21 protein-coding genes are annotated in these 21,266 nt (G+C 67.1%); 9 read left to right on the plus strand and 12 right to left on the minus strand.

Annotation, left to right across the window (positions count from 1 at the left end; all coding sequences use genetic code 11):
* The first annotated feature begins 75 nt into the window (after positions 1-75).
* Positions 76-1,260, plus strand: coding sequence for a homoserine O-acetyltransferase MetX (gene metX / locus ACO2SS_RS07050; RefSeq protein ID WP_423276904.1), 1,185 nt, complete (start codon positions 76-78; stop codon positions 1,258-1,260).
* Positions 1,257-1,928: a methionine biosynthesis protein MetW gene (gene metW / locus ACO2SS_RS07055; RefSeq protein ID WP_423276905.1), complete on the plus strand. Its 672-nt coding sequence runs from the start codon at positions 1,257-1,259 to the stop codon at positions 1,926-1,928. Before metX ends, metW begins: the two co-directional genes overlap by 4 nt.
* Positions 1,929-1,981: 53 nt before the next feature.
* On the opposite strand, the gene ACO2SS_RS07060 is transcribed toward metW, so the two are convergent.
* Both ACO2SS_RS07060 and ACO2SS_RS07065 read right to left on the minus strand, forming a co-directional pair.
* Complete coding sequence (locus ACO2SS_RS07060) at positions 1,982-3,724, minus strand: pilus assembly protein TadG-related protein (RefSeq protein WP_423276906.1); 1,743 nt, start codon at positions 3,722-3,724, stop codon at positions 1,982-1,984.
* A gap of 122 nt (positions 3,725-3,846) precedes the next feature.
* Complete coding sequence (locus ACO2SS_RS07065) at positions 3,847-4,785, minus strand: site-specific tyrosine recombinase XerD (protein ID WP_423276907.1); 939 nt, start codon at positions 4,783-4,785, stop codon at positions 3,847-3,849.
* Between the two features lie 72 nt (positions 4,786-4,857).
* Here ACO2SS_RS07065 and ACO2SS_RS07070 point away from each other — a divergent pair, with 72 nt between their 5' ends.
* Both ACO2SS_RS07070 and aroB read left to right on the plus strand, forming a co-directional pair.
* Entirely contained in the window at positions 4,858-5,487 is a 630-nt protein-coding gene (locus ACO2SS_RS07070) for a shikimate kinase (protein WP_423276908.1), read from the plus strand.
* A complete protein-coding gene (gene aroB, locus ACO2SS_RS07075) occupies positions 5,484-6,635 on the plus strand; it encodes a 3-dehydroquinate synthase (protein WP_423276909.1) in 1,152 nt (383 codons plus the stop codon). The genes ACO2SS_RS07070 and aroB overlap by 4 nt, the downstream gene beginning before the upstream one ends.
* Here the strand turns inward: aroB and ACO2SS_RS07080 are convergent.
* A complete protein-coding gene (locus ACO2SS_RS07080) occupies positions 6,620-7,408 on the minus strand; it encodes an SDR family NAD(P)-dependent oxidoreductase (protein WP_423276910.1) in 789 nt (262 codons plus the stop codon). The two genes, aroB and ACO2SS_RS07080, sit on opposite strands and share 16 nt — an antisense overlap.
* 258 nt (positions 7,409-7,666) lie before the next feature.
* A complete protein-coding gene (locus ACO2SS_RS07085) occupies positions 7,667-8,185 on the minus strand; it encodes a MarR family winged helix-turn-helix transcriptional regulator (protein WP_423276911.1) in 519 nt (172 codons plus the stop codon).
* 97 nt (positions 8,186-8,282) lie between these two features.
* On the opposite strand from ACO2SS_RS07085, the gene ACO2SS_RS07090 reads away from it, so the two are divergent.
* From ACO2SS_RS07090 to ACO2SS_RS07100, 3 genes are all read left to right on the plus strand, one after another.
* Positions 8,283-9,458 carry a 4-hydroxybenzoate 3-monooxygenase gene (locus tag ACO2SS_RS07090; protein WP_423276912.1) on the plus strand — a complete coding sequence of 392 codons (1,176 nt, stop codon included), beginning with the start codon at positions 8,283-8,285 and terminating at the stop codon, positions 9,456-9,458.
* Between the two features lie 147 nt (positions 9,459-9,605).
* Positions 9,606-10,319, plus strand: a complete 714-nt coding sequence (locus ACO2SS_RS07095; RefSeq protein WP_423276913.1) for a GDSL-type esterase/lipase family protein — start codon at positions 9,606-9,608, stop codon at positions 10,317-10,319.
* A 122-nt stretch (positions 10,320-10,441) separates the two neighbouring features.
* Positions 10,442-11,179, plus strand: coding sequence for a GntR family transcriptional regulator (locus tag ACO2SS_RS07100; RefSeq protein ID WP_423276914.1), 738 nt, complete (start codon positions 10,442-10,444; stop codon positions 11,177-11,179).
* A gap of 7 nt (positions 11,180-11,186) precedes the next feature.
* Here ACO2SS_RS07100 and ACO2SS_RS07105 read toward each other — a convergent pair whose 3' ends face one another.
* The 4 genes from ACO2SS_RS07105 to ACO2SS_RS07120 all read right to left on the minus strand — a co-directional run bounded on the left by ACO2SS_RS07105 (position 11,187) and on the right by ACO2SS_RS07120 (position 15,357).
* On the minus strand, positions 11,187-12,623 hold the full coding sequence (locus tag ACO2SS_RS07105; RefSeq protein ID WP_423276915.1) for an amidohydrolase family protein: 1,437 nt from the start codon (positions 12,621-12,623) through the stop codon (positions 11,187-11,189).
* Positions 12,620-13,642, minus strand: coding sequence for an ABC transporter substrate-binding protein (locus ACO2SS_RS07110; protein ID WP_423276916.1), 1,023 nt, complete (start codon positions 13,640-13,642; stop codon positions 12,620-12,622). Before ACO2SS_RS07110 ends, ACO2SS_RS07105 begins: the two co-directional genes overlap by 4 nt.
* A 77-nt stretch (positions 13,643-13,719) precedes the next feature.
* The gene (locus ACO2SS_RS07115) at positions 13,720-14,490 is read right to left on the minus strand and encodes an ABC transporter permease (protein WP_423277172.1); all 771 of its coding nucleotides are present in this window, start codon (positions 14,488-14,490) and stop codon (positions 13,720-13,722) included.
* Between the two features lie 9 nt (positions 14,491-14,499).
* Positions 14,500-15,357, minus strand: a complete 858-nt coding sequence (locus ACO2SS_RS07120) for an ABC transporter ATP-binding protein (RefSeq protein ID WP_423277173.1) — start codon at positions 15,355-15,357, stop codon at positions 14,500-14,502.
* A 222-nt stretch (positions 15,358-15,579) separates the two neighbouring features.
* Between ACO2SS_RS07120 and ACO2SS_RS07125 the strand changes: the two genes are divergently transcribed.
* Positions 15,580-16,005: a nuclear transport factor 2 family protein gene (locus ACO2SS_RS07125; protein ID WP_423276917.1), complete on the plus strand. Its 426-nt coding sequence runs from the start codon at positions 15,580-15,582 to the stop codon at positions 16,003-16,005.
* A gap of 8 nt (positions 16,006-16,013) precedes the next feature.
* Complete coding sequence (locus ACO2SS_RS07130) at positions 16,014-17,255, plus strand: amidohydrolase family protein (RefSeq protein ID WP_423276918.1); 1,242 nt, start codon at positions 16,014-16,016, stop codon at positions 17,253-17,255.
* A 25-nt stretch (positions 17,256-17,280) separates the two neighbouring features.
* Here the strand turns inward: ACO2SS_RS07130 and ACO2SS_RS07135 are convergent, their stop codons facing one another.
* From ACO2SS_RS07135 to ACO2SS_RS07150, 4 genes are read right to left on the minus strand one after another with little or no spacing between them, the layout of a single operon-like run.
* On the minus strand, positions 17,281-18,090 hold the full coding sequence (locus ACO2SS_RS07135; RefSeq protein WP_423276919.1) for a TylF/MycF/NovP-related O-methyltransferase: 810 nt from the start codon (positions 18,088-18,090) through the stop codon (positions 17,281-17,283).
* 44 nt (positions 18,091-18,134) lie between these two features.
* Entirely contained in the window at positions 18,135-18,914 is a 780-nt protein-coding gene (locus ACO2SS_RS07140; RefSeq protein ID WP_423276920.1) for a class I SAM-dependent methyltransferase, read from the minus strand.
* Positions 18,915-18,927: 13 nt separating this feature from the next.
* Positions 18,928-19,998 (minus strand): glycosyltransferase family 4 protein, encoded by a 1,071-nt coding sequence (locus ACO2SS_RS07145; protein ID WP_423276921.1) that lies wholly within the window; start codon positions 19,996-19,998, stop codon positions 18,928-18,930.
* A 59-nt stretch (positions 19,999-20,057) separates the two neighbouring features.
* Positions 20,058-21,251 carry a glycosyltransferase gene (locus ACO2SS_RS07150; RefSeq protein ID WP_423276922.1) on the minus strand — a complete coding sequence of 398 codons (1,194 nt, stop codon included), beginning with the start codon at positions 21,249-21,251 and terminating at the stop codon, positions 20,058-20,060.
* Between the last annotated feature and the right edge of the window lie 15 nt (positions 21,252-21,266).

The following is a 21,266-nucleotide window of genomic DNA, read 5'->3' on the forward strand; positions in this document are numbered from 1 at the left end:
CGGCGGGCATGCTGCCAAGCTGGGCGCTATCCGGGCCTGATTGACAACCGCTGCGTTCGGAATAAAGAACGATCGATGAACGAGCATGTCCTCAGGGCGGAGGACTCGGGTGTCGCGCCCCTTGCGGAAGCAGACCGCCCGTCGAGCCCCGTCGCCGAGTTCGGGGCCGATGAGCCCCTCCGGCTCGATGCGGGCCTGAATCTCGCGCCCTGGCAGATCGCCTACCAGAGCTATGGCGAGCTCAATGCCGAGCGCTCGAACGCGGTTCTCGTTTGCCACGCCCTGACCGGCGACCAGCACGTCGCCAGCCAAAACCCGGTGACCGGCAAGCCTGGTTGGTGGGAGACGCTCGTCGGCCCGGGCCGCCCGGTCGATACCGACCGCTTCTTCGTGGTCTGCGCCAATGTGATCGGCGGCTGCATGGGCACGACGGGACCCGCTTCGACGAACCCGGCGACCGGCAAGCCCTACGCCCTGGACTTTCCGCTCGTCACGATACGCGACATGGTGCGGGCTCAGGCCATGCTTCTCGACCGCCTCGGCATCGAGAGCCTGTTCGCCGTCATTGGCGGTTCAATGGGCGGCATGCAGGTCCTGCAATGGGCTGCGAGCTATCCCAACCGCGTGTTCGCCGCGATGCCGATCGCGACCTCGGCCCGCCATTCCGCTCAGAACATCGCCTTCCACGAGGTCGGGCGACAAGCTGTTATGGCTGATCCCGACTGGCGGCGCGGGCGATATATCGAGGAGGGTGCCCGGCCCAGGAAGGGACTCGCGGTCGCCCGGATGGGCGCGCACATCACCTACCTGTCCGAAGGGGCGCTGCATCGGAAATTCGGCCGCTCGTACCAGGATCGGGCCGCGCCGACCTTCTCCTTCGATGCCGATTTCCAGATCGAGAGCTACCTCCGCTACCAGGGCATGTCCTTCGTCGAGAGATTCGACGCGAATTCTTACCTGTATGTCACGCGCGCCATGGACTATTTTGACCTCGCAGCCGATTACGACGGCGTGCTGGCCAAGGCTTTCAAGGGCTCGTCGACGCGCTTCTGCGTGATGTCCTTCACGTCCGACTGGCTATTCCCGACGGTCGAGTCGAGAGCCGTCGTTCATGCCCTGAACGCGGGTGGCGCGCAGGTCGGCTTCGTCGAGATCGAGAGCGACAAGGGCCACGACGCCTTCCTGCTGCAGGAGCCGGAGATGTTCGCCGCGGCGCGCGGCTTCATCGACGCCGCAGCCATCGCGCGGGGGATCCGGTGAGCGCGGCGCTGAGGGCTGCCGCCGGGGCAGGCGTCGCGCCGAACCAGACGGTTGCGCTCCCCGAGCCGCGCCGCGACCATCTCCTGGTGGCCCGCATGGTCGAGCCGAATTCGCGCGTGCTCGACGTCGGCTGCGGGGACGGTTCGCTACTGGCGCTTCTACGTGACCGACGCGGCGCCGATGGCCGCGGGATCGAGCTGTCGCGCGAGGGCGTGAGCGAGTGTCTCGCCAAAGGGCTTCCCGTCATTCAGGGCGACGCCGATACCGATCTGGCGAACTATCCCGACGACGCGTTCGACTACGTCATCCTCTCGCAGACGCTGCAGGCGACGCGCCAGCCCCGCGCCGTGCTCGAGCACATGCTGCGCATCGGGCGGCATGCGATCGTTTCCTTCCCGAATTTCGGCCACTGGCGGGTGCGGTGGGAGCTCGGCGTGCGCGGGCGGATGCCGGTGACCGACAATCTTCCCCATTCCTGGTACGACACGCCCAACATCCATTTCTGCACCATCCGCGACTTCGTGCATCTCTGCCGCGAAGCCGGGGCCAGCATGGAGGAGGCGCATGCGCTGGATTCCGGCGGCGAACCGGTGCGATTCCACATGCCGTGGTGGTTCTGGAACCTGTTCGGCGAGCAGGGCGTGTTCCTGCTGAGGAGAGGCGGATAGGCTCTCCGCCTCCTCAATATCCGCGCTGAGGCGCCCCGGTCGCGGGAACCCGCCTATTTCGTGATCCGGAGCGCGCCAATCCCCTGCGCGATGGCCGCAAAGGTGGAGTTCAGCGACGCGGCGTCGCTCGCCAGGAAGTACTTGTCTGCGCCGGACGCGCAGTCCTTGATCAACTGCTGGCCGCTCGCGTCGATGGCATCGCCCGGGGTCGAGAAGGCGACCGAGTAGATCACGACTCCCTTCGCCTTCATGTTCGTGCAGGTTTCGCGGGTCAGTTGGTCTATCGCGTTTCTTGCGTCGGTGCTGCTCGACAGGTTTCCGTAGCCGGGGGGCAGCCGGTTTGTAGTGGTGGTCAAATCAGCGTTGGCGAAGAAGCCGTAGGCTGAATATTGCGATCTCGCCACTGGAGAGCTCGCTGCACTCCAGGTGTTGACGCCGTCTGTCATGAGCACGACGATCTTGGTTGTGTTCTGCGTTCCGTAAGCTGCGGGCTCGTTGAAGACACCCGTTCGCGCAATCGTGCGCCATCCCCAGTGTAGGCCCTCGGCGATATTGGTCTGCCCAGATGCTTGCAGGTTGCCGATCTCGGTCGTGAGCGCCGATTGGGAATTCGTGAGGGTCGTGATCGGCCGGGAGGTGCACTGATTGTTTGGCCCAGCCTCGCCGGTGCGGATATTCGTTGGCGTCACGTACTTGCATGCTTGCCCAAGGCGCTTCGTGTTGTTGCCGTCGAGGCTATTGCAGCTGCCGCTAGTTGCCGTACCGTCGTCCATGTAGCTGTTGTCGCTACTCGGGTCATGGCACGGATATGTGATCGGCTTGCCAAAGAAGTTGATCGTGCAGGTCGTGTCTGTGCCGAGCTCATCCGGGGCGAGAAGTGGAACGTACCGGGTGTTCGGGGTTCCGGTGGAAGGCGTGGCGTCCTGCGTGTTGTATGGATAGAGAAGGGATTCAAGGCATCCTGCCCACGTCCAGCTGGCGCGTGCTGCCTTCAGTTTCTTGTAGATATCGAATCTGCTGCCGAAGCTGGAGCCCGCGGGGTTAGTAAAGTTGGACCAGTGGATGCTTGAGGTTCCGCTAGAATCGAGCCACGCGACATTCGGAACGTTGTTTGGGGCGTAGGTATCAGGGTTCACCTTCACAGAGGCCGCGAAGGGTACGATTGACATCTTGAGATGAGTCGGGTCGAAATTCGTGAACATCGTGTTCACGAAGTTCGTGGCCGCCGTGCGCAATGCCTGGATCTTGGTTCCCGTGCCGGCTGACTGGCTCATCGAGCCCGTCGTGTCGAGCACAAGCGCGATCTCATAGAAGTTCTCGCCGGCAGCGCATCCCGAGGTGATCGAGACATTGAGGCTCGAGACATTGGCGATCCTCATAAAACGCGTCGGGTAGGTCACCCTTGTCGTCAATTCCACGCTGCGCGGATTGTTGGTCGCCTTGAATTTGGTGATCGTCACCGTCTGCCCGGGCATGTATCCATTCAGGGCCTTCTGGGCGAGCGCCTTCAGGTCTGCTTCTGCCGTGAGGGGCGACTTGCACGCGACGAGGGCAGCGGCATCCGTGTCGGCCTGAAGGTGGGACTGCAGGTTCGCCGCCCCGGAATAATCGACCGCCGCTCCGACCACCGTGATGAGGGGCAGCGCCGTCAGGGCGAACAGGACGGCAACATTACCCCGCTTGCTGTGTCGGAAACGCCTGAAAACCGGATACATCGTGCCATAACCCTGGACCGCCACAGTCTTACGCAGCGCCTGTGAGGTCGTTTCGACTGATCCCGTGCCGTCTGGACCCATGGTTAATCGGGTCAGATACCCCCGGGAGGTTAGAAGAACGCAACGCAAGATAGTTCGTCGATGGTTCGATCGGTTCCCGAGGATGCTCCTCGGTGTGCCGGAGCCTTGGGAACCGCTGAATGTCAGGCCACGGGCTGGTCGGCCATGGGATGCAGATCGCGCACCATCGCCTTGAGGCGATCGTCGAGGATGTGCGTGTAGATCTGCGTGGTCGCGATGTCGGCGTGTCCGAGCAACTCCTGGACGACGCGGAGATCGGCGCCGTTCTGGAGGAGGTGGCTCGCGAAGGCGTGCCGGAGGACGTGTGGGCTGATCCTGTCCGCGCGCAGGCCCGCCGCTCCTGCCAGCACCTTGAGGTCCCTTGCGAAGGCTTGCCGGGTGAGGTGGCCGGCCTCGCCGTCGGCCGGGAATAGCCACGGTCCGATCAGGCCTTGCGCGTCGCAGAGCGCGACGTAGTCGCGGGCCGCCTGCCGGGCGGTTTCCGTGAGCGGCACCAGGCGCTCCTTCCCGCCCTTGCCCTTCACGATGAGAAATCGGTCGCGGGTGCGGGCAGCGCCCGCTGGGAGGGATACGAGTTCCGAGACGCGCAGCCCGGAGGCGTAGAGAAGTTCCAGCAGGCAGCGCATGCGCGCGGCGCGAGTCCGGGCGGCCGAATTGGGCTCCGCCTCGTCCACGGCCTCCCTGGCGCGGCGAAGGAGCCGCTCGACATCGTCCACCGACAGCACCTTCGGCAGCGCTCGCCCACGCTTCGGGCCAACGGCGGCCGCGGTCGGGTCCGACGAGGCATAACCCTCGGCATAAAGGAACTTGTGGAACTGGCGCACGGCCGAGAGGCGCCGTGCCGCCGAGGACGCCTTCAGGCCACGCTCCTCGATGCTGGCCAGGAAGCCGGAGATCGTGGCCGGCTGCGCATCCCCCGGAGACGAGCCCAGCTCGGCCAGGTACTCGAGGTAGTCTTCGAGGTCGCGTTGATAGGCAGCGATCGTGTTGGCCGCGGCTCCCCTTTCCGCTGCGAGCATGTCCAGGAAGAGCGAGGCGAGGCGGGAGGCTGGCAGGCTCATGCGACCATCCTTCGACCCGGCCGGTTAAGACGGAGTGTGGCGAAGACGTGGCGCCGTGTTAGAACCTCCGCCATGGACAGGCAGATCCCGAGCGGGCAGGGGGACGCAGGCGAGGACCGGCCCCGGTCCTCGGGCCGCGACGTCGCGCGCGCTGTCCGCGAACGGCTGGGCAACCGCGCCATCGTGCTCGTCGGCCTGATGGGGGCGGGCAAGACCACGGTGGGACGCCGCCTTGCCAGCCGCCTCAACCTCCCGTTCCGGGATGCCGACCACGAGATCGAGGCTGCGGCCGGCATGCCGATCTCCGACATCTTCGCCATCTACGGCGAGCCTGCCTTCCGGGATGGCGAGCGGCGGGTCATCGCGCGGCTCCTGGGCGAGGGGCCCCTGATCCTGGCGACGGGCGGCGGGGCCTACATGAATGCGGAGACCCGGGCCCGGATCGCGGGCGAGGGCGTGTCGGTCTGGCTGAAGGCCGATCACGAGACCCTGATGCGGCGCGTGCGCCGGCGCTCGCACCGGCCGCTCCTGGCCAATGCGGATCCCGAGGGGACGATGCGCCGGCTCATCGAGGAGCGGTATCCGGTCTACGCCGAGGCCGACGTCACGGTGGAATCCTACGACATGCCGCATGATCAGGTGGTCGCCGCGGTCGTAGCTGCGCTCGAGACATGGTTCGAGACGCAGGAGGGAGAGGGATGAGACTCGCCTTGGGCGAACAGATCGGGCCATCGCGGCAGCAGATCATCCGCGTTCCGTTGGGCGAGCGCGCGTACGACATCGTCGTCGGGCGGGACGTCATCGGAGAAGCAGGGGAGCGGCTGGCGGCACTCGGTGCCCGCACCGTCGGGTTGGTGACGGACGAGACGGTGGCCGGCCTTCATGCTGGGAGGGTGGTCGCGGATCTCGAGGCGAAGGGCCTCCACGTCGTCCAGGCGATCGTGCCGCCCGGGGAGGGCTCGAAGAGCTTCGCCCAACTCGAGGCGATCTGCGATACGCTGCTCGGTGCGCGCCTGGAGCGAGGCGACGTCGTGCTGGCGCTCGGTGGCGGCGTGGTCGGGGATCTCGCGGGCTTTGCTGCCGCCATCATCCTGCGGGGCGTCCGGCTGGTCCAGGTCCCGACGACCCTGCTCTCGCAAGTGGATTCCTCCGTCGGCGGCAAGACGGGGATCAACACCCCGCGGGGAAAGAACCTCGTCGGCGCCTTCCACCAGCCGTCCCTCGTCCTCGCCGACACGGCGCTTCTCGATACGCTGTCCGAACGCGAGATGAGGGCCGGCTATGCCGAGGTGGCCAAGTACGGGCTCATCGACGACGCTTCGTTCTTCCGCTGGTGCGAGGGGCATTGGCGCGAGGTTTTCTTGGGCGGGCCGGAGCGCGACCGGGCGGTAGCGCAGAGCTGCCGGGCGAAGGCCGCCGTCGTCGTCCGCGACGAGCGGGAGGAGGGCGATCGCGCGCTCCTCAATCTCGGCCACACCTTTGGCCACGCGCTCGAGCGCGGCGTCGCCTATGACGGCTCGCGCCTCGTCCATGGCGAGGCGGTCGCGATCGGCATGGCTTTGGCCTTCCGGTTCTCGGCCCGGCTCGGGCTGTGCCCGCGCGAGGACGCTGACCGGGTGGCAACGCACCTTGCAGCCGTAGGCCTGTCGACACGCATCTCGGATGTGCCCGGCGCGAGCTTCTCGGCCGAGGAGCTCCTTTCCGTCATGGGGCAGGACAAGAAGGTGAAGGCCGGACAGCTCACCTTCATCCTGGCGCGCGGTATCGGGAAGAGCTTCGTCGCCCGCGGGATCGACCGGGCAGACGTCCTGGCCTTCCTGAACGAGGAACTGGCTCAGAAGAGCGTGTAGGCCCCGTCGATCACGATGCTGTCGCCCGTGTGGTAGCGGCTCGCATCGCTCATCAGATAGACGGCGATGCCTGAGAAGTCGTCCGGCGCGCCCCAGCGGCGCATGGGGATGCGCGGCTTCACGTTCGCGGCGAAGCGCTCCTCGCCGAAGAATCCTGCCGTCATCTCGGTCTCGATCCAGCCCGGAAGCAGGCCGTTCACGGTGATGCCGTAGCGGGCGTATTCGACCGCGAGCCCCCTCACCATCACGTTCAGGGCGCCCTTACTCGCCCCATAGGGCACCGCGCCCGCAGGACCGTGCACCGTGGAGGTCGACGAGGTCACGACGAGGCGGCCGCCCGGATTGCCTGCCTTGGCGCGGCCCACCATGTGGCGCGACGCGGCCCGCAGGGTGAAGAAGACGCCCTCGAGGTTGACGGACATCACTGCGCGCCAATCCTCTATCGAGAGCTCGTGGAACGGGGTGCGACCTAGCCCACGGCCCGCATTGGCGAAGCATCCGTCGAGCTTGCCGTAGGTGGATATGACCTCGTCCATGCATCGCTCGACCTCGGCTTCGTCGGCGACATTGCATGTCATCACGCGGATGCGGTCGCCGTGCGCGGCGAGCCGCTCCTCGGCCGACCGGTTCTTCTCGGGATTCGAGCCCCAGATCGCGACGGCCGCCCCGGCGCGCGCCAGGCCCTCGGCCATGCCGAGGCCGATTCCGCCATTCCCGCCCGTGATCAGCGCGACCTTGCCGGAAAGGTCGAATTCGCTCGTGTCGCCCGCCATGTCGTTCCTCCCTGGCCCTCTATAGCGCGACGGTTTGCTGGAGCGACCGCAAATCGCGGTCCGGTCCGGCGGGGCGAATTGCTTGCCAAGGCAACTGGTTCAGGCAATCCTGAATTGCACAGAGGCGGTCGATCGCCCGGAGAGGAAACCCCGATGCGCAGCCCATCTCGGGCACCGAGCGGATCGAACGCGCGCTGGGTCGTCTCCCTCGCCGGTGTCCAGGCCGCCCTCCAGCCCGGCTCGTCCCGGGTCGGCGCGCTAGTCCGGAACGACCCTGGCCGGACGGTTCACGGCCCCGAGGTTCTCGTGCATGGCGTTGAGAGACGTGATGAGGCGCTCGCGCTCCTCGGCCGGCAGGCATGCGAGGAGGCGGCGTTCGCGTTCGAGCGCGACCCTGATCACGCGGTCATGGAGCGCGAGGCCCGCGGGCGTCAGCGTGATCACGCGCCGGCGCGCATCGACGGCGTCGACCGCGATGGTGACGATCCCCTTCTTCTCCATCGCGGCAAGGCTGCGGCTCACAGGCCCCTTGTCGAAGCCGATGACCTGGCAGATCCGGGAGGCGGGAATCCCCGGCTCGATCGCGAGCTGGGACATGATGCGCCATTCGGTGATGTTGACGCCGAACTCGCGCTGGTAGAGCGCGGACGCGCTCCGCGACAGCTTGTTCGCCAGGAAGGTGAGGAGCCCCGGCACGTAGCGGCGCAGGTCGAGAACGGTCTCGCCTCCGGCCTCAACCGGAGCAGCCGGTGCCTTCTGGGCTTGCGCCTTCGCCATGGCCTTGTCGCTCTCCCCCGCCGCACGCAGCATATGACGGAACCGCACAGCTCCGTCGACCTTCGACCCGCCTTGTCCGTGACGTGAGGGAAAAGCGATGACGCGCACGCAAGTGGGGATCATCGGGGCGGGTCCGGCAGGGCTGATGCTGTCGCACCTGCTCCATCTCGCGGGGATCGACTCCGTCATCCTGGAGAGCCGGCCCCGCAAGGCCATCGAGGAGACCATCCGGGCGGGCGTGCTGGAGCAGAACACCGTCGATCTGATGGTCGAGACGGGTGTCGGGGAGCGCCTGAAACGCGAGGGCTTCGTCCACCACGGCTTCGATTTCCGCTTCGAAGGCCATAGCCACCGCATCGACCTCTCGGCTCTGACGAATGGCCGGGCGATCACGGTCTATGCGCAGCACGAGGTGCTGAAGGATCTTATCCAGGCACGGCTCGATGCCGGCGCGGATATCCGCTTCGGTGTCGGCGACGTCGTCCTCCATGACGTGGCGTCATCCCCCCGCATCACGTTCACGGATGCCGACGGGAAGGCAGGCGAGCTTGCCTGTGAGATCATCGCCGGCTGCGATGGGTCCTACGGTGTGTCGCGCCCGGCCATTCCTGCCGAGATGCGCCGCGATTTCCTGCGCATCTATCCCTTCGGCTGGTTTGGCATCCTCGCCGAGGCGCCGCCCTCCTCGCACGAGCTCATCTATGCCCGGCACGATCGCGGGTTCGCGCTCATCTCGACGCGCTCGGCGGATGTGCAGCGCATGTATTTCCAGTGCGATCCCGCGGACAGCGTGGAGAACTGGTCGGAAGACCGCATCTGGGAGGAGTTGCAGACCCGGACGGAGGGCGAGGGCTTCCGGCTGAAGGAAGGCAGGATCTTCCAGAAGAACATCGTACCCATGCGGAGCTTCGTCTGCGAGCCGATGCAATATGGCCGCCTCTTCATCGCCGGCGATGCCGCCCACACGGTCCCGCCGACCGGCGCGAAGGGCCTGAACCTCGCGGTCGCAGACGTCTTCGTCCTGTCCCGGGCGCTCGAGCGCTTCTTCAAGGCGGGCAGCGACGAGGGACTGCAGGCCTATTCGGCGACGGCGCTCAAGCGCATCTGGCGCGCACAGCATTTCTCCTGGTGGATGACCTCGATGCTGCATCGGTTCGAGGACGCGACGGAGTTCGATAGGCGCCGCCAACTCGCCGAGCTCGAACTCGTGACGAGCTCGGAATCCGCCGCCCGGACGATCGCCGAGAACTATGTCGGGTTGCCGCTCGGGTAGAGGCTGGCAGCCGCCCAGTTCCTCGAGAGGCAGGAGAAGCAATCGGTAGCGGCAACCGGCAGTCGGAAGCAGAAGATCGACCAAATAGTCAGTTACGCCGCGCGCATGCTCCCGCTCCAGGCCTCATCTTCATGGCAATATGGAGAAATGAGGCGGATCGCATTCACGGGCCTGGCGCTGGCCGCTGTCCTGGCAAGTGCAACCTACGGCTTCGGCATGGGGCGTCTCGGATGGCCGCCCGCCGCAGATCTTGAAGCCGGCCTCCGGATGCTGAGTCCGACGTTCAGGCCGCAAAGCTGGGCCGAGCGGCACTATTCCCAGCGTGCCGCCTACTACCGCTCGCTTCCCGGGACGGCACCCAACGTGATGCTCGGAGACTCGCTCACCGAGGCAGCAAACTGGGATGAACTGATACCGGGTGCGAACATCATCAACCGGGGCATCAGCGGGGACACCTGCGAGGGCCTATTGAAGCGCCTCGACGAGGTGATCTCCCGGCGGCCGAAGCGCGTGTTCATCCTGTGCGGGACGAACGACGTGGGCGCCGAAGTGCCGGACGACAGGGTGGCGGCGGCCGTTGCCGAGATGGCTAGGGCCCTTCGCGCCGCCGGCGCGGAGCCGATCGTCCAGAGCGTGCCGCTCACGAGCTGGTCCTCCCGCAATACCCGGACAGGCACCCTCAACGACCGTCTCCGGGCCACCGCGAGAGAGATGAATCTTCGCTATATCGACCTCAATCCGGCGTTGGCGCCGGGGGACCGCCTGCTGCCTCATCTCACCACCGACGGCGTCCATCTCACCGGGGCGGCCTACCGCCTCTGGGCCGACGAGATCCGGAAGAGCCTCGACGCGGAATCCTGACCGGCTCCACTGGACGCCCAAGTCCCCATCTGCCGCTCCTCCTCTGCGGCGGAGCGATCGGGTGGCTTGATTGTTGCCCGTGATGCCTCATCACTCAGGCGGCCAATCCGTCAGCAAAGCCGATGTCGAATCCTGCCACCCCTGCAAAAGTCGTGCGGCTCCGGCCGGCCCGACGACGCGCCCCGGGTGCGGACAAGAAGTCCGAGATCTTCACGGCCTTGCGCCGGGCGATCGTGGAGCAGGCTCTGCAGCCCGGGACCAAGCTGCCGGAGGACACGATCGGGGCGAATTTCGGCGTCAGCCGTACCATCGTGCGGGACGCGTTGCGGCAGCTCGCGGATGCCGGCCTCGTCGAGATCCAGAAGAACCGCGGCGCGAGCGTGGCTCGGCCGAGCTGGGACGAGGCGCGGGACATTTTCGACGTCAGGCTCGCGCTCGAAAAACTCGTCGTGGAGCGTCTCGCGGGCCGCCTCACGGCGGAGCAGATCCGGCGCCTGAAGGAACATGCTGCGCGCGAGGAGGTCGCGAGCGGCGGGCGTGAACCGCAATCGGTGCGGCTCGCGACCGAGTTCCACGTCCTCCTCGCCGAGATGACCGGGAGCGAGACGCTCGCCCGCTACGTGGGTGAGGTGGCCTGGCGCTGCGGCCTGACGCTCACGCTCTACAGCCGTCCGCATTCCTCCGAATGCGGCGTGCATGAGCACCTCGAGATCATCGCGGCGCTCGAAGCCGCGGATCCGGCCCGAGCCGTAGAGGTAATGGAGACGCATCTGCGCGGCGTGATTTCGCGCGCGCTGATCGGGCCACCGGGGAACACGGCCGACCTCTCCGAGATCCTGCGGCGCTACACGGAGGAGTGAAGCTGCCTCAGCAGCAGCCCGCACGCTCCGTGTACCAGCGGCGGAGGGCCGTCTCGTAGCGGGGGAGGGCGCGCAGGAAGGAGGAGTTCGCGAGCGCGGAGCGGTACCTTGCCCTGAGCTCTTCCTCGACGGCTGCAAGGTCGATCCCGAGCACGCGACCCTCGGCGACCACCTGCCGGCCCGCGACCACTAGGTCCCGAACATGAGAGGCGGTGGCCCGGGCAAAGACGAGATCCAGCGGCGCCACCGGCAGGATCCTGTCGCGATCGAGCGTGTCGAGATCGAGGACGAGCAGGTCGGCAGGCTCGCCTTCCGCGATGGCGCCCGACCCTGAAACGCCGAGCGAGCGCCGGCCCTCCGCGATCGCGGAGAGGAGGAAACGCCGGCGGTCGTCGGGCTCCTCGAATCCCCACGGGCCGTTGAGCGCCTGAACGAGCCGGATCTCCCGCAGCATGTCGTCGTCCTCGTCGAAGGCGAGGCCGTCCATGCCGACGCAGACGCGGCAGCCCGCCGCCCGCGCCTGCCGGATGGGCGCCACCCCGGACCGGATGCCCATGTTGGAGCCGAAATTGGTGACCACCGTCGCACCGGATTCCGCGATCAGCTCCCGATCCGCTTCGCTCGTATAGATGCAGTGGGCGAGCGTCAGGCGCGGCGACAGCAGCCCGATCTCCTTCAGGTAGGGCACGATCCCCTGCGGAAAGGTCTCGCGGGCCCAGTCGAGCTGGTACCTGGTCTCGAGGAGATGCATGTGCACGCGCCGGCCGGTCGCGGCGGAACGCTCCGCGATGGCCTCCAGGAGCGGGCGGCTGCACCACTGCACCCCGGCAGGCCCGAACTGGACCTGGATGGTCGGGCTTTCGATCGCGGACGCGATCGCCTCGGTCAGTTCGATATAGTCGTGCGGCGCCATGCCGGGCCGGACGAAGGCTGCCTCGATCTCTCGCCGGATGTCGTCCGGCAGCCCGTCCAGCACCTGCTCCGAAGAACCGTAGACGAGCGGGTTCTGGTCGCGGATTGCCAGCGCGAAGGTCATTCGGATGCCGACGTCCTTCGCGGCGCGCGCGACCTCCTTCGCCTCGTCGAGGAGCGGCATCGTTCCGCTCGGCCGGGTGTAGTGGACCATCACGGCCGCGCAGCCGCTCCGGGCCGCGCGGGCGAGGGGGGCTGCGGCCGCGAGATACGGGTCCGGCGGCGTGGCGAGCGCCGAGCGCGGCAGCCAGGTCTCGAGCGGCATGAAGGCCGCCCCGAACGAGGTCAGAGACAGCGGTCGCGCATGGTCGTGCGCGTTGGCCAGCGCCGGCATGAGGAGGCGCCGCGGACCGCCCGAGGCAGGCCGGCCGGTCTCGACCCTGTCGATCCGGCCGTTCGAAAGGTGCAGCGCGACGCCTTCGCCGTGCCGGAGATCCGGACCGAGGAGGGCGTCGCTGGCGGGGAGGATCACTTCTTCACGTATTCCAGCACGCGCTCCTCCTTCGACGGCAGGAAGGAGCGGTTGAACACCTCCGAGGGCTCGGGCAGGCGGGTCAGTTCGTAACCGGCCGCGACCATGCCGATCGTGCGCTTCAGCCGGTCGTCCTTCAGGTCGCCGACGCCCACCTCCTTCATCTCGGGCGAGACGATGAGCTTCTCGTAGGAATATTGCAGGCGGCGCTTCTCGACCTTCTCGTCGATCAGGTTGTCGTAGTTCACGGCGGCCTTCATGCCGAGGTCCTGGTCCTTGCCGACCTCGATCACGGCCTTGTTCAGCGCCCGTACGAGCCCGGCTACCGCCTTCGGGTTCTCCTTTATGAGCTTCTGCGAGACCATCAGGCCGTTGGAATAAAGATCGAGGCCGTAATCGCCGAACGAGATGAAGGAGAAATCCTTGTCCGGGTCCTGGCGGTTGAGCACGAGGTTGAAATAGCTCGTGATGTTGAACACGAGCGCCGCGTCGATCTGGCCCTGGATCAGCATCGGCTCCTGCAGGTTCGGAGCCATGTTGGAGAGCTTGATCTTGCCGAGGTCGAGATTGTTCGCCTTGGCGAAGACCGGAAGCATGCGGGTGGTGGGGGTGCCCTGGGCACCGCCGAGCGTCTTGCCTTCGAAATCCTTGGGCGTCGTGATGCCCGCGGATGTCTTCGACACGATCGCGAAGGGTGGCTGGTTCCAGAGCATGTAGACCATCACGGGCGCGTCCGCCGGGCGGGTCGAGGCGTTCTGGATGATGGCGTTCATGTCGCCGAAGCCGGCATCATAGGCGCCGCCCATGATGCGCGTCACGGTCGCGCCCGAGCCCTCGCCCTGGTCGATGACGACGTTCAGGCCCTCCTGCTTGAAATAGCCCTTGTCCTTGGCGACGAAGAAGGCGGCGTCCGACCCCTGCGTCTTCCAGCCCAGCGTCAGCTTGATGGTGGTTTCCTGTGCGCTTGCGGCGCCTGCCGCGAGGCAGAGCGCCAGGGTGATGACTGACCGTCTGAGCATGGGGCTTCTCCTTCAAAGGGCAGGTGCGGAACACCGCATCCCGGCGTGCGGCCGGGGAGGGTGGCAGGGCGGGGAGCTCAAACAGCGATCTCGCGCTTCCGCGTCGCCCAGCCCGTCACCTGCCCTTCGACGAGGGAGAAGATGGCGTAGAGGGCGACCCCGAGGGCGGCGAGGATGAAGAGCCCCGCGAAGGCGAGGGGCACGTTGAAGTTGGAGGAGGCGGTCATCATCACGTTGCCGATGCCGCGGTTCGAGGCGACCGTCTCCGACAGGACCGTGCCCACGAAGGCGTAGGTGACGGCGACCTTCAGGGACGCGAAGAAGAACGGCATCGTCCGGGGCAGCCCGACATTCCAGAGGATGTCGAACTTGGAGGCGCCGAGCGCCTTCAGGACGTCCTCGAGCTCCGGCTCCGTGGTCGCGAGGCCGGTCGCGATGTTCACGACGATCGGGAAGAAGCAGATCACCAGCGAGGTGAGCACGGCCGGCACCGTGCCGGACCCGAACCACAGGACGAAGATCGGCACGACCGCGACCTTCGGGATCGACGAGAAGCCGATGAGAAGCGGGTAGGCGGTGTCGTAGGCGAGCCGGGAGACGCCGATCACCGAGCCGATCACGACGCCCGTCACGACGCCGAGCGCGAAGCCGGTCATCGTGGTGGCCAGCGTCTGGAGCATGTGCGGCCAGAGGATCGGGGCGCGGCGCCAGAGCGTCTCGAAGATCTGGCTCGGCCGCGGCAGCACGAGGTCCGAGACGTGGAAGACGATGCAGGCCAGCTCCCAGACGAGGAAGAAGCCGAGGATGAGTGCGCCGGCGAGGAAGCGCTGCCGGATCCGGGCGGGCATCTCCATGGCTCAGGCTGCTCCCGGCGCAGGCGCGCCCGCGCCGACGATGAGGTCGCGCAGGCGCTGGTTCAGGGCCGCGAAGGCGGGTTCGTAGGTCATCGGGACGGTGCGCGGGCGGGGGAACTCGACGGCGCTGTCGTCCAGGATGCGGCCGGGCCGCGCGCTCATCACGCAGATGCGGCTGGCGAGGTATCCGGCCTCCCGCAGGTCGTGGGTGACGAGGAGCACCGTCGGCCGGTGCGTGATCCAGAGGCTCTGGAGCGTCGCCCAGAGCTCCTCGCGGGTGAACTGGTCGAGGGCCCCGAACGGTTCGTCCAGGAGCAGGAGGCGCGGCTCGTGCACGAGCGCGCGGCAGAGGTTGGCCCGCTGCAGCATCCCGCCCGAGAGCTGCCACGGGTAGCTGTTCGCGAAGCCCTTGAGGCCGACCTGGTCCAGGAGGTCGTGGACACGGTCGCGAAAGGCGGTCTTCCGCTTCTTCCTGAACTCGGACCGGAACGGCTCCACGATCTTCAGCGGGAGCATGATGTTCCGCTCGACGGTCAGCCAGGGCAGCATGGTCGGGTTCTGGAACGCCATGCCGATGCGGAGCGCCTTGGCGGAGGCTTCGCGCCCGCCGACGATCACGGCGCCGGAAGCCGGCGTCACGAGCCCGCTCACCAGCTTCAGGATCGTGGACTTGCCACAGCCCGACGGGCCGACCAGCGCCACGAACTCGCCTTCCCGGATGTCGATGGTCGTCGGGGACAGGGCGCGCACGGCCTTGTCGCCCCGGCCGAAAGTCACGGCGGCCGCCTCGAGCTCGATGGCCTTGGGACGTAGCGGCTCGGCCGGCATCGGGTCGGCCCGCATCGGGGCCATCTGGACCATCGCGCTCATGGCCAGGCCGCAGCACGTTCCGTGCCAACGTATACGATGCACCCGGACCTAGCGGCGTTGTGCGCGCAGCCTTTTAGCGCCGCCGTCTTCGCCCGCCGTTCGCTTGAGCGAGGTGATGCTGCCCAGAAACTCGGCAGCGTGCACAACAGTGATCGTATACGATCCTGCGGAGGCCGGTTACGATCCCGTCACCCGCAACGGAACGGAACCGCCATGTCCGCCGCCCTGCCGCTCGCCAAGCCGTCCTGCGACCCCGCCGAGGCCGCCCGCATCGTCGATGCCTTTCTGGAGGCCTCGATGCGCCCTGACCCGGAAGCGGCGGCGACCTTCATGGCCCCCGATGTCCGCATCACCTTCACGGGCGGGCGCGTCTTCTCGCATCCGCGCGAGGCGACCGCCTTCAACGCCGCGCGCTATCGCTGGGTGAAGAAGCGCATCCTGCGCAACGACGTGGTGCCCGGCGAAACGGAGACGATCGTCTACAATCTGGGCACGCTCTACGGCGAATGGCCGGACGGCACGCCCTTCGAGGAAAACCGCTATGTCGACCGTTTCGTGGTCCGGGACGGATTGATCGTCTCCCAGGATGTCTGGAACGACTCGGCGGAGCGGATCCTCACGCGGCAGGCGGGGCGCTGATCCGCCCGATGAGCTTCGACCGCCTGTTCAGGAACGCGCGCCTGCCCGGGCGGGACGACCTCGTCGATATCGGCATCGTGTCCGGCCGCTTTGCGGCCGTCGAGGCCGGCCTCGATGGAGACTGCCCGGCCGAGGATCTCGGCGGCAGGCTGGTCGTGCCGGGACTCGTGGAGACGCATCTTCATCTCGACAAGGCCTGCCTGCTTGGCCGCTGCGATTGCGGCAGCGGCGGCGTGAAGGAGGCGATCGCGGCCGTCTCCCGCGCCAAGCGCGATTTCACCGAGGAGGATGTCTATGCCCGCGCCGCCCAGGCCCTGGAGAAGGCAATCGGCTTCGGGACGAACCGCATCCGCACCCACGTGGAAGTCGATCCCCGGATCGGGCTGACGAGCTTCCGCGCCTTGAAGCGCCTCAAGGCGGATTACGCCTGGGCAGTGGATCTCCAGCTCTGCGCTTTCCCCCAGGAGGGCCTGCTCGACGATCCGGGCTGCGAGGAGGTGCTCGCCGCGGCCCTGGAGGAGGGTGCGGATCTCGTCGGCGGCGTGCCTTATGTCGACCGGGATGCGAACGCCCAGGTCGCGCGCATTTTCGAACTCGCCCGGCGTTACGACATCGACATCGACTTCCACCTCGACTTCGACCTCGACCCGAGCTGGGCGACTCTCTTCGAGGTCTGCCGCAGGACGGAGGAGGCCGGCTGGGGCGGGCGCGTCGCCATCGGGCACGTGACGAAGCTCTCCGCGATGTCCCCGGAGGCGTTCGAGGAGGCGGGGCGGCGTCTTGCGGAAGCCGGGGTTGCCGTCACGGTGCTGCCGGCGACGGACCTCTTCCTGATGGGGCGCGACCGCGACCGGAACATCCCGCGCGGCGTCACGCATGCTCACAGGTTGGCCGAGCTCGGCGTGACCTGCTCGATCTCGACCAACAACGTCCTGAACCCGTTCACGCCCTTCGGCGATTGCTCGCTGGTGCGCATGGCCAATCTCTATGCGAACGTGGCGCAGGTCGCGGCCGAGCCGGATCTGGCACTTTGCCTTGATCTCGTCTCGACCTCCTCGGCCCGCATCATGCGGCTCGAGGGGTACGGGATCACGCCACGCAATCCCGCGGACATGGTCGTGCTGGATGCGGGCACGGCGGGTGAGGCGATCGCCGCGATCGCGCAGCCGCTCTTCGGCCTGAAGAACGGGCGCATGACCTTCGAGCGGCCGCGCCCGCACCTGTATCCGGATGGCGGGCCAGCCGCCTGAGAAGAAGCCGCCGAAGGCCGGCGGCTCAGCCCTTCCGCTTCAGGATCGCGAAGCGGTCGCGGCAATAGGCCGGGACCTCGAGGTCGAAGCGGCCGGGATGCTCGGCCAGGTAGTTGTCGACAGCCGTCTGGGCCCCTTCGGAGAAGAATCCGTAATCGTCGACGATGATGTAGCCGCCGGGCGAGAGCCTGTCGGACAGCACCTCGAGCGCGAGCTTGATCGGCGCATAGAAGTCGAAATCGACATAGGCGAAGCTGACCCGCTCCGGCAGGGCACCCGCGGCGACCGAGTCTTCGAACAGGCCGGGCACGATCCGGATGGCCGAGGAGGGGATGCCGATGGCCGCGAGGCGGGACTCGACCTCGGTCCGCGGGTGGCTCATCCGGCCCTGATACGCCGCCATCGAACCGAGGTTGTCGATATCGTCGATGAGGAGATCCTCTTTGCTCGGCGCTGGCAGACCGCTGAAGGTGTCGTAGAGCCAGAGGCGCTTGCCGGTGTCGCGAAGCTCGTTGGCGAGAAGCGCGGAGGTCGCGCCGCTGCCGACGCCGCACTCGCAGACGTCACCCGCAACGTCCCGCGTCGCCGCGAGGCAGGCCAGGATGTGGGATGCCTCCCCGACCTTCGTGCCGACGAGGTTCGACATCATGGCGACGCGTTGCGCGTTCGGCGCCAGCGTGATCCCCCGCTTGTCGCAGAGAAGACCCAGGTACTCGCCGATCACGCCCTGGTATTCGCGGTCGATGTTTCGTCGACCCTCCCGGGTCATGATCTCCAGCCCGAAGGAGGACGCCACCTTCTTGATGGCAAGGCGGCTCGCGGCGGTGCCCATCATTCGTTCCCTTTCGTCGCTGAGAATTCTTTCGTGTGCCTCGAGGCTCATCGTGCGAGCACGAGGAGGGAGTAGCCGCCCAGCAGGCGGACGGCTGCGTCAGGGCTGATCCTGTGGGCGATCCGGCGCGGAAGCGCGGCCATCCGGCTCGAAAACGCCTGATTGGGAAGTTCGAGCCGGCTCGCGGTGTAGCGCCAGTCCAGGATCTCGTATCCACAGTCCCTGAGCGAGGCGAGCGCGGTGTCCTTGCAGAAGTAATGCAGGTGCCCGACCTCGCGGCGCAGATGCATGATCGGCCACAGCCTCAGGAGCGACTGCACCGACAGATCCAGGGGGATGTGGAAGACCTTGTACGCTGCGCAGTCGCGCAGGCTCCGCGTGAAGCCTAGATAGTCGTCCACATGCTCGATCACGTCGATCACGAGCAGGACGTCGAACGAGCGGTCCTCCGTCCGGATATCCTTGAGATGGAAATCGAGGCCGGGTCGCGCCCGCTGGCATGCCCGCGCATAGGCCTGGGGCGAGACCTCGTATCCAGCGAATTGAGCCTGCGGAAACGCTTCGGACAGCCTGGAGCAGATCTCCCCGGTCCCGCACCCGACCTCGGCGACGCTGTCGAATCTGACTTTGTTGTCGGACAGGATGGACGCGATGCGGGCCGCCTTCCAGGGAGCATCCTCCTCATGCCAAGTCGGGTTCGACTGCTCGTAGGAGCCATCGGCATAGATGTTGCGCCCGGCCCCCGCGTCTGGCCGGGGGGGCGCCACGATGGACGAGGGCGACTGATCTGCCGAGGCGGGCAGGTCCCGGTGAACCGAGAGCGCCATGTCCTTGCTCTCCCTAGTGTCGAGCGCCGCCGAGCGCGGCCTCATAGACGCTGACGGTCTCACGCGCGACGCGCTCGGCCTTGAACCGGTCGAGGTTGCTGGCCGCGCGCCGCTGCATCTCGGCCAGCAGCCTTCGGTCGGACAACAGCCGCTCGAGCGACGCTGCGAGCGCGGCGGGCTGCGATGGCTCGACAAGGAGGCCTGCCTCGCCCTGGTCGAGGGCCTCCGGGATGCCATCGACGCGCGTCCCGATAACCGCGCAGGAGGCGCTCCGCGCCTCCGGTATCACCAGCGGAGAGGGATCGGCGCGCGACGCAAGGACGAAGACGTCCGCCTCGGAAAGGTAGGGCGTCGGATCGGCCACGAACCCCACGAACTTGATCCGATCGCGGCTGGAGAGCGTGTCGGCCATGCTCTGGAACCGGCTCCGGTCCGGCCCTTCGCCGACGACCGTCAGCACCGCCTCGGGAAAACGTCCGCTCACCATGTCGAAGGCGGTGAGCAGGTCCGAGATGCCCTTGCGTTCGTACATTCCGGCGACGGTTGTGACGATGACCCGGCTTTGGGAGCGCTGCTGGCGGGGGGGCGGCGCGATCTTGCGGGGAGAGGCGAGCGGCCCGTTCGCGATCACGTCGATCTTCCGCTCGTCGATGCCGCGCGAAGCCATGTCGCTCGCGACGGCTTGGCTGACCGCGATGACACGGTCGGCGAGGCCCATGAGTACGGCCGAGCGTGAGAATGAATTGTGCACCGTCGAAACGAGCCTGACGCGGGGGCGCCGCAGGCGGGCTGGCTGGCTGATGAGGAGGCTCGTGACCATGTGGCAGTGGACGACCTCGGGCCTGAAATCGGTCACGCAGCGGGCAAGCTCGAAGAGGGCGCGCGGGGTTCTCGACCGCGGGGTCGCCACGCATTCGTAGTGCCGTACGCCATGGCTTTGCAGCAGGTCGACATAGGCGCCGCCGGCGCTCGCGACCGAGACGTCGTGACCGTCCTCCGCCTGCAGGCAGGACGTGTCGACAGCGACATGGACGATGCCGTTGCCGAAAGCCTCAACATCATTGAGGACATGAAGTATTCGCATCACTCACCGTGGCACACGACGAGGCGGGCGGCGGACCTGCCGCAGCCTCTGATCACCGCTCAGATTGCGGCTCCGGAACTCACGATCCGCGGGCGCCCAAAGCCGAGATCGCCGGATCTCGCCGCCCGTCCGCGGCGCTCTTCGTAGGCCTGCTGGACGAAGCCCCGGAAGCGGTCGCGGAAGACCTGCTGGGCGAAGCGCTCGGCGTTCTGCCGGCAGAAGGCCGGCTGGAACGCGCCCCGCTGCTCCTCGAAGAGGTCGATCGCCGCGCAGATCGCATCGGGGCTCTGCTCCTCGAACAGCAGGCCGGTGGGCATGGACGTTCCGAGATCGTTGACCGTCTCGAGCGCCCCGCCTTCCGCATAGGCGATGACGGGCGTGCCGGCGGCTTGCGCCTCCACCAGCGAGATCCCGAAATCTTCGACACCGCCGAAGATGAACCCCTCGGCGTTGCTGACGAGGTCCACCAGGGCTTCGGCAGGCTGCCAGCCGAGAACCTCGATGTTCGGCGTGGCGATGCTTCGAACCTGGGCGAGGTCGGGTCCCGCGCCGATGATCTTCAGCCGGCGGTCGGGCATCCGGGCGAAGGCCTGGGCGATCAGCGACACTCGCTTGTAGGGGACGAGCCGCGAGGCCGTCACATAATACCCGCCGCGCCGCTCCCGATTGAGAGGGAAGGCCTGCAGGTCGACCGGTGGGTGAAGGACGGTCGCCGGGCGGCCGTAGAATTTGCGGATGCGCTCGGCCACGAAGTGGGAATTCGCCGCCAGCGCATCCGGGCGCTGCGCTGCCGCGAAATCCCAGAGCCGCGCCTGATGGAGGACCCGCCGCGCGTACCAGGACAGCGGCCCGCGGACAAGATTGCTCTCCCGCAGGTATTCGTGCTGCAGGTCCCAGGCATAGCGCATTGGGGAATGCACGTAGGAGACGTGGCACTGGAACGGCCGGGTGATGACGCCGTTCGCCACGCTGTGGTGGCTCGAGATCACGACGTCGTAATCCGTGAGGTCGAACTGCTCGATCGCGAGGCTCCAGAGGTGGAGGAGCTTGCGATAGTACCGGTCCACATAGGGCAGCTTCTGGAGGAAGCTCGATGTGATCGTCCTGTTCTCCAGGAACGACCGCTCGCCCTTCGGCACGGCGTCCAGGACCGTGAAGAGGTCCGATTGCGGGAACACCTGCATCATCTGTTCGATGACGCGTTCGGCGCCGCCATAGGCGGACATGGTGTCGGAGACGATTGCTACTCGCATCTTGGATTCCTCCGC

This window comes from Enterovirga sp. CN4-39 (assembly GCF_049446235.1).
Taxonomy (GTDB): Bacteria; Pseudomonadota; Alphaproteobacteria; order Rhizobiales; family Beijerinckiaceae; genus Enterovirga.

Excerpts from the sequence above, each read along its gene's own strand:
- metX (WP_423276904.1), top strand. The coding sequence starts at position 76 with ATGAACGAGCATGTCCTCAGGGCGGAGGACTCGGGTGTCGCGCCCCTT.
- ACO2SS_RS07060 (WP_423276906.1), bottom strand. The coding sequence starts at position 3,724 with ATGGGTCCAGACGGCACGGGATCAGTCGAAACGACCTCACAGGCGCTG.
- ACO2SS_RS07065 (WP_423276907.1), bottom strand. The coding sequence starts at position 4,785 with ATGAGCCTGCCAGCCTCCCGCCTCGCCTCGCTCTTCCTGGACATGCTC.
- ACO2SS_RS07070 (WP_423276908.1), top strand. The coding sequence starts at position 4,858 with ATGGACAGGCAGATCCCGAGCGGGCAGGGGGACGCAGGCGAGGACCGG.
- aroB (WP_423276909.1), top strand. The coding sequence starts at position 5,484 with ATGAGACTCGCCTTGGGCGAACAGATCGGGCCATCGCGGCAGCAGATC.
- ACO2SS_RS07080 (WP_423276910.1), bottom strand. The coding sequence starts at position 7,408 with ATGGCGGGCGACACGAGCGAATTCGACCTTTCCGGCAAGGTCGCGCTG.
- ACO2SS_RS07085 (WP_423276911.1), bottom strand. The coding sequence starts at position 8,185 with ATGGCGAAGGCGCAAGCCCAGAAGGCACCGGCTGCTCCGGTTGAGGCC.
- ACO2SS_RS07090 (WP_423276912.1), top strand. The coding sequence starts at position 8,283 with ATGACGCGCACGCAAGTGGGGATCATCGGGGCGGGTCCGGCAGGGCTG.
- ACO2SS_RS07095 (WP_423276913.1), top strand. The coding sequence starts at position 9,606 with ATGAGGCGGATCGCATTCACGGGCCTGGCGCTGGCCGCTGTCCTGGCA.
- ACO2SS_RS07100 (WP_423276914.1), top strand. The coding sequence starts at position 10,442 with ATGTCGAATCCTGCCACCCCTGCAAAAGTCGTGCGGCTCCGGCCGGCC.
- ACO2SS_RS07110 (WP_423276916.1), bottom strand. The coding sequence starts at position 13,642 with ATGCTCAGACGGTCAGTCATCACCCTGGCGCTCTGCCTCGCGGCAGGC.
- ACO2SS_RS07115 (WP_423277172.1), bottom strand. The coding sequence starts at position 14,490 with ATGCCCGCCCGGATCCGGCAGCGCTTCCTCGCCGGCGCACTCATCCTC.
- ACO2SS_RS07120 (WP_423277173.1), bottom strand. The coding sequence starts at position 15,357 with ATGGTCCAGATGGCCCCGATGCGGGCCGACCCGATGCCGGCCGAGCCG.
- ACO2SS_RS07125 (WP_423276917.1), top strand. The coding sequence starts at position 15,580 with ATGTCCGCCGCCCTGCCGCTCGCCAAGCCGTCCTGCGACCCCGCCGAG.
- ACO2SS_RS07130 (WP_423276918.1), top strand. The coding sequence starts at position 16,014 with ATGAGCTTCGACCGCCTGTTCAGGAACGCGCGCCTGCCCGGGCGGGAC.
- ACO2SS_RS07135 (WP_423276919.1), bottom strand. The coding sequence starts at position 18,090 with ATGATGGGCACCGCCGCGAGCCGCCTTGCCATCAAGAAGGTGGCGTCC.
- ACO2SS_RS07140 (WP_423276920.1), bottom strand. The coding sequence starts at position 18,914 with ATGGCGCTCTCGGTTCACCGGGACCTGCCCGCCTCGGCAGATCAGTCG.
- ACO2SS_RS07145 (WP_423276921.1), bottom strand. The coding sequence starts at position 19,998 with ATGCGAATACTTCATGTCCTCAATGATGTTGAGGCTTTCGGCAACGGC.
- ACO2SS_RS07150 (WP_423276922.1), bottom strand. The coding sequence starts at position 21,251 with ATGCGAGTAGCAATCGTCTCCGACACCATGTCCGCCTATGGCGGCGCC.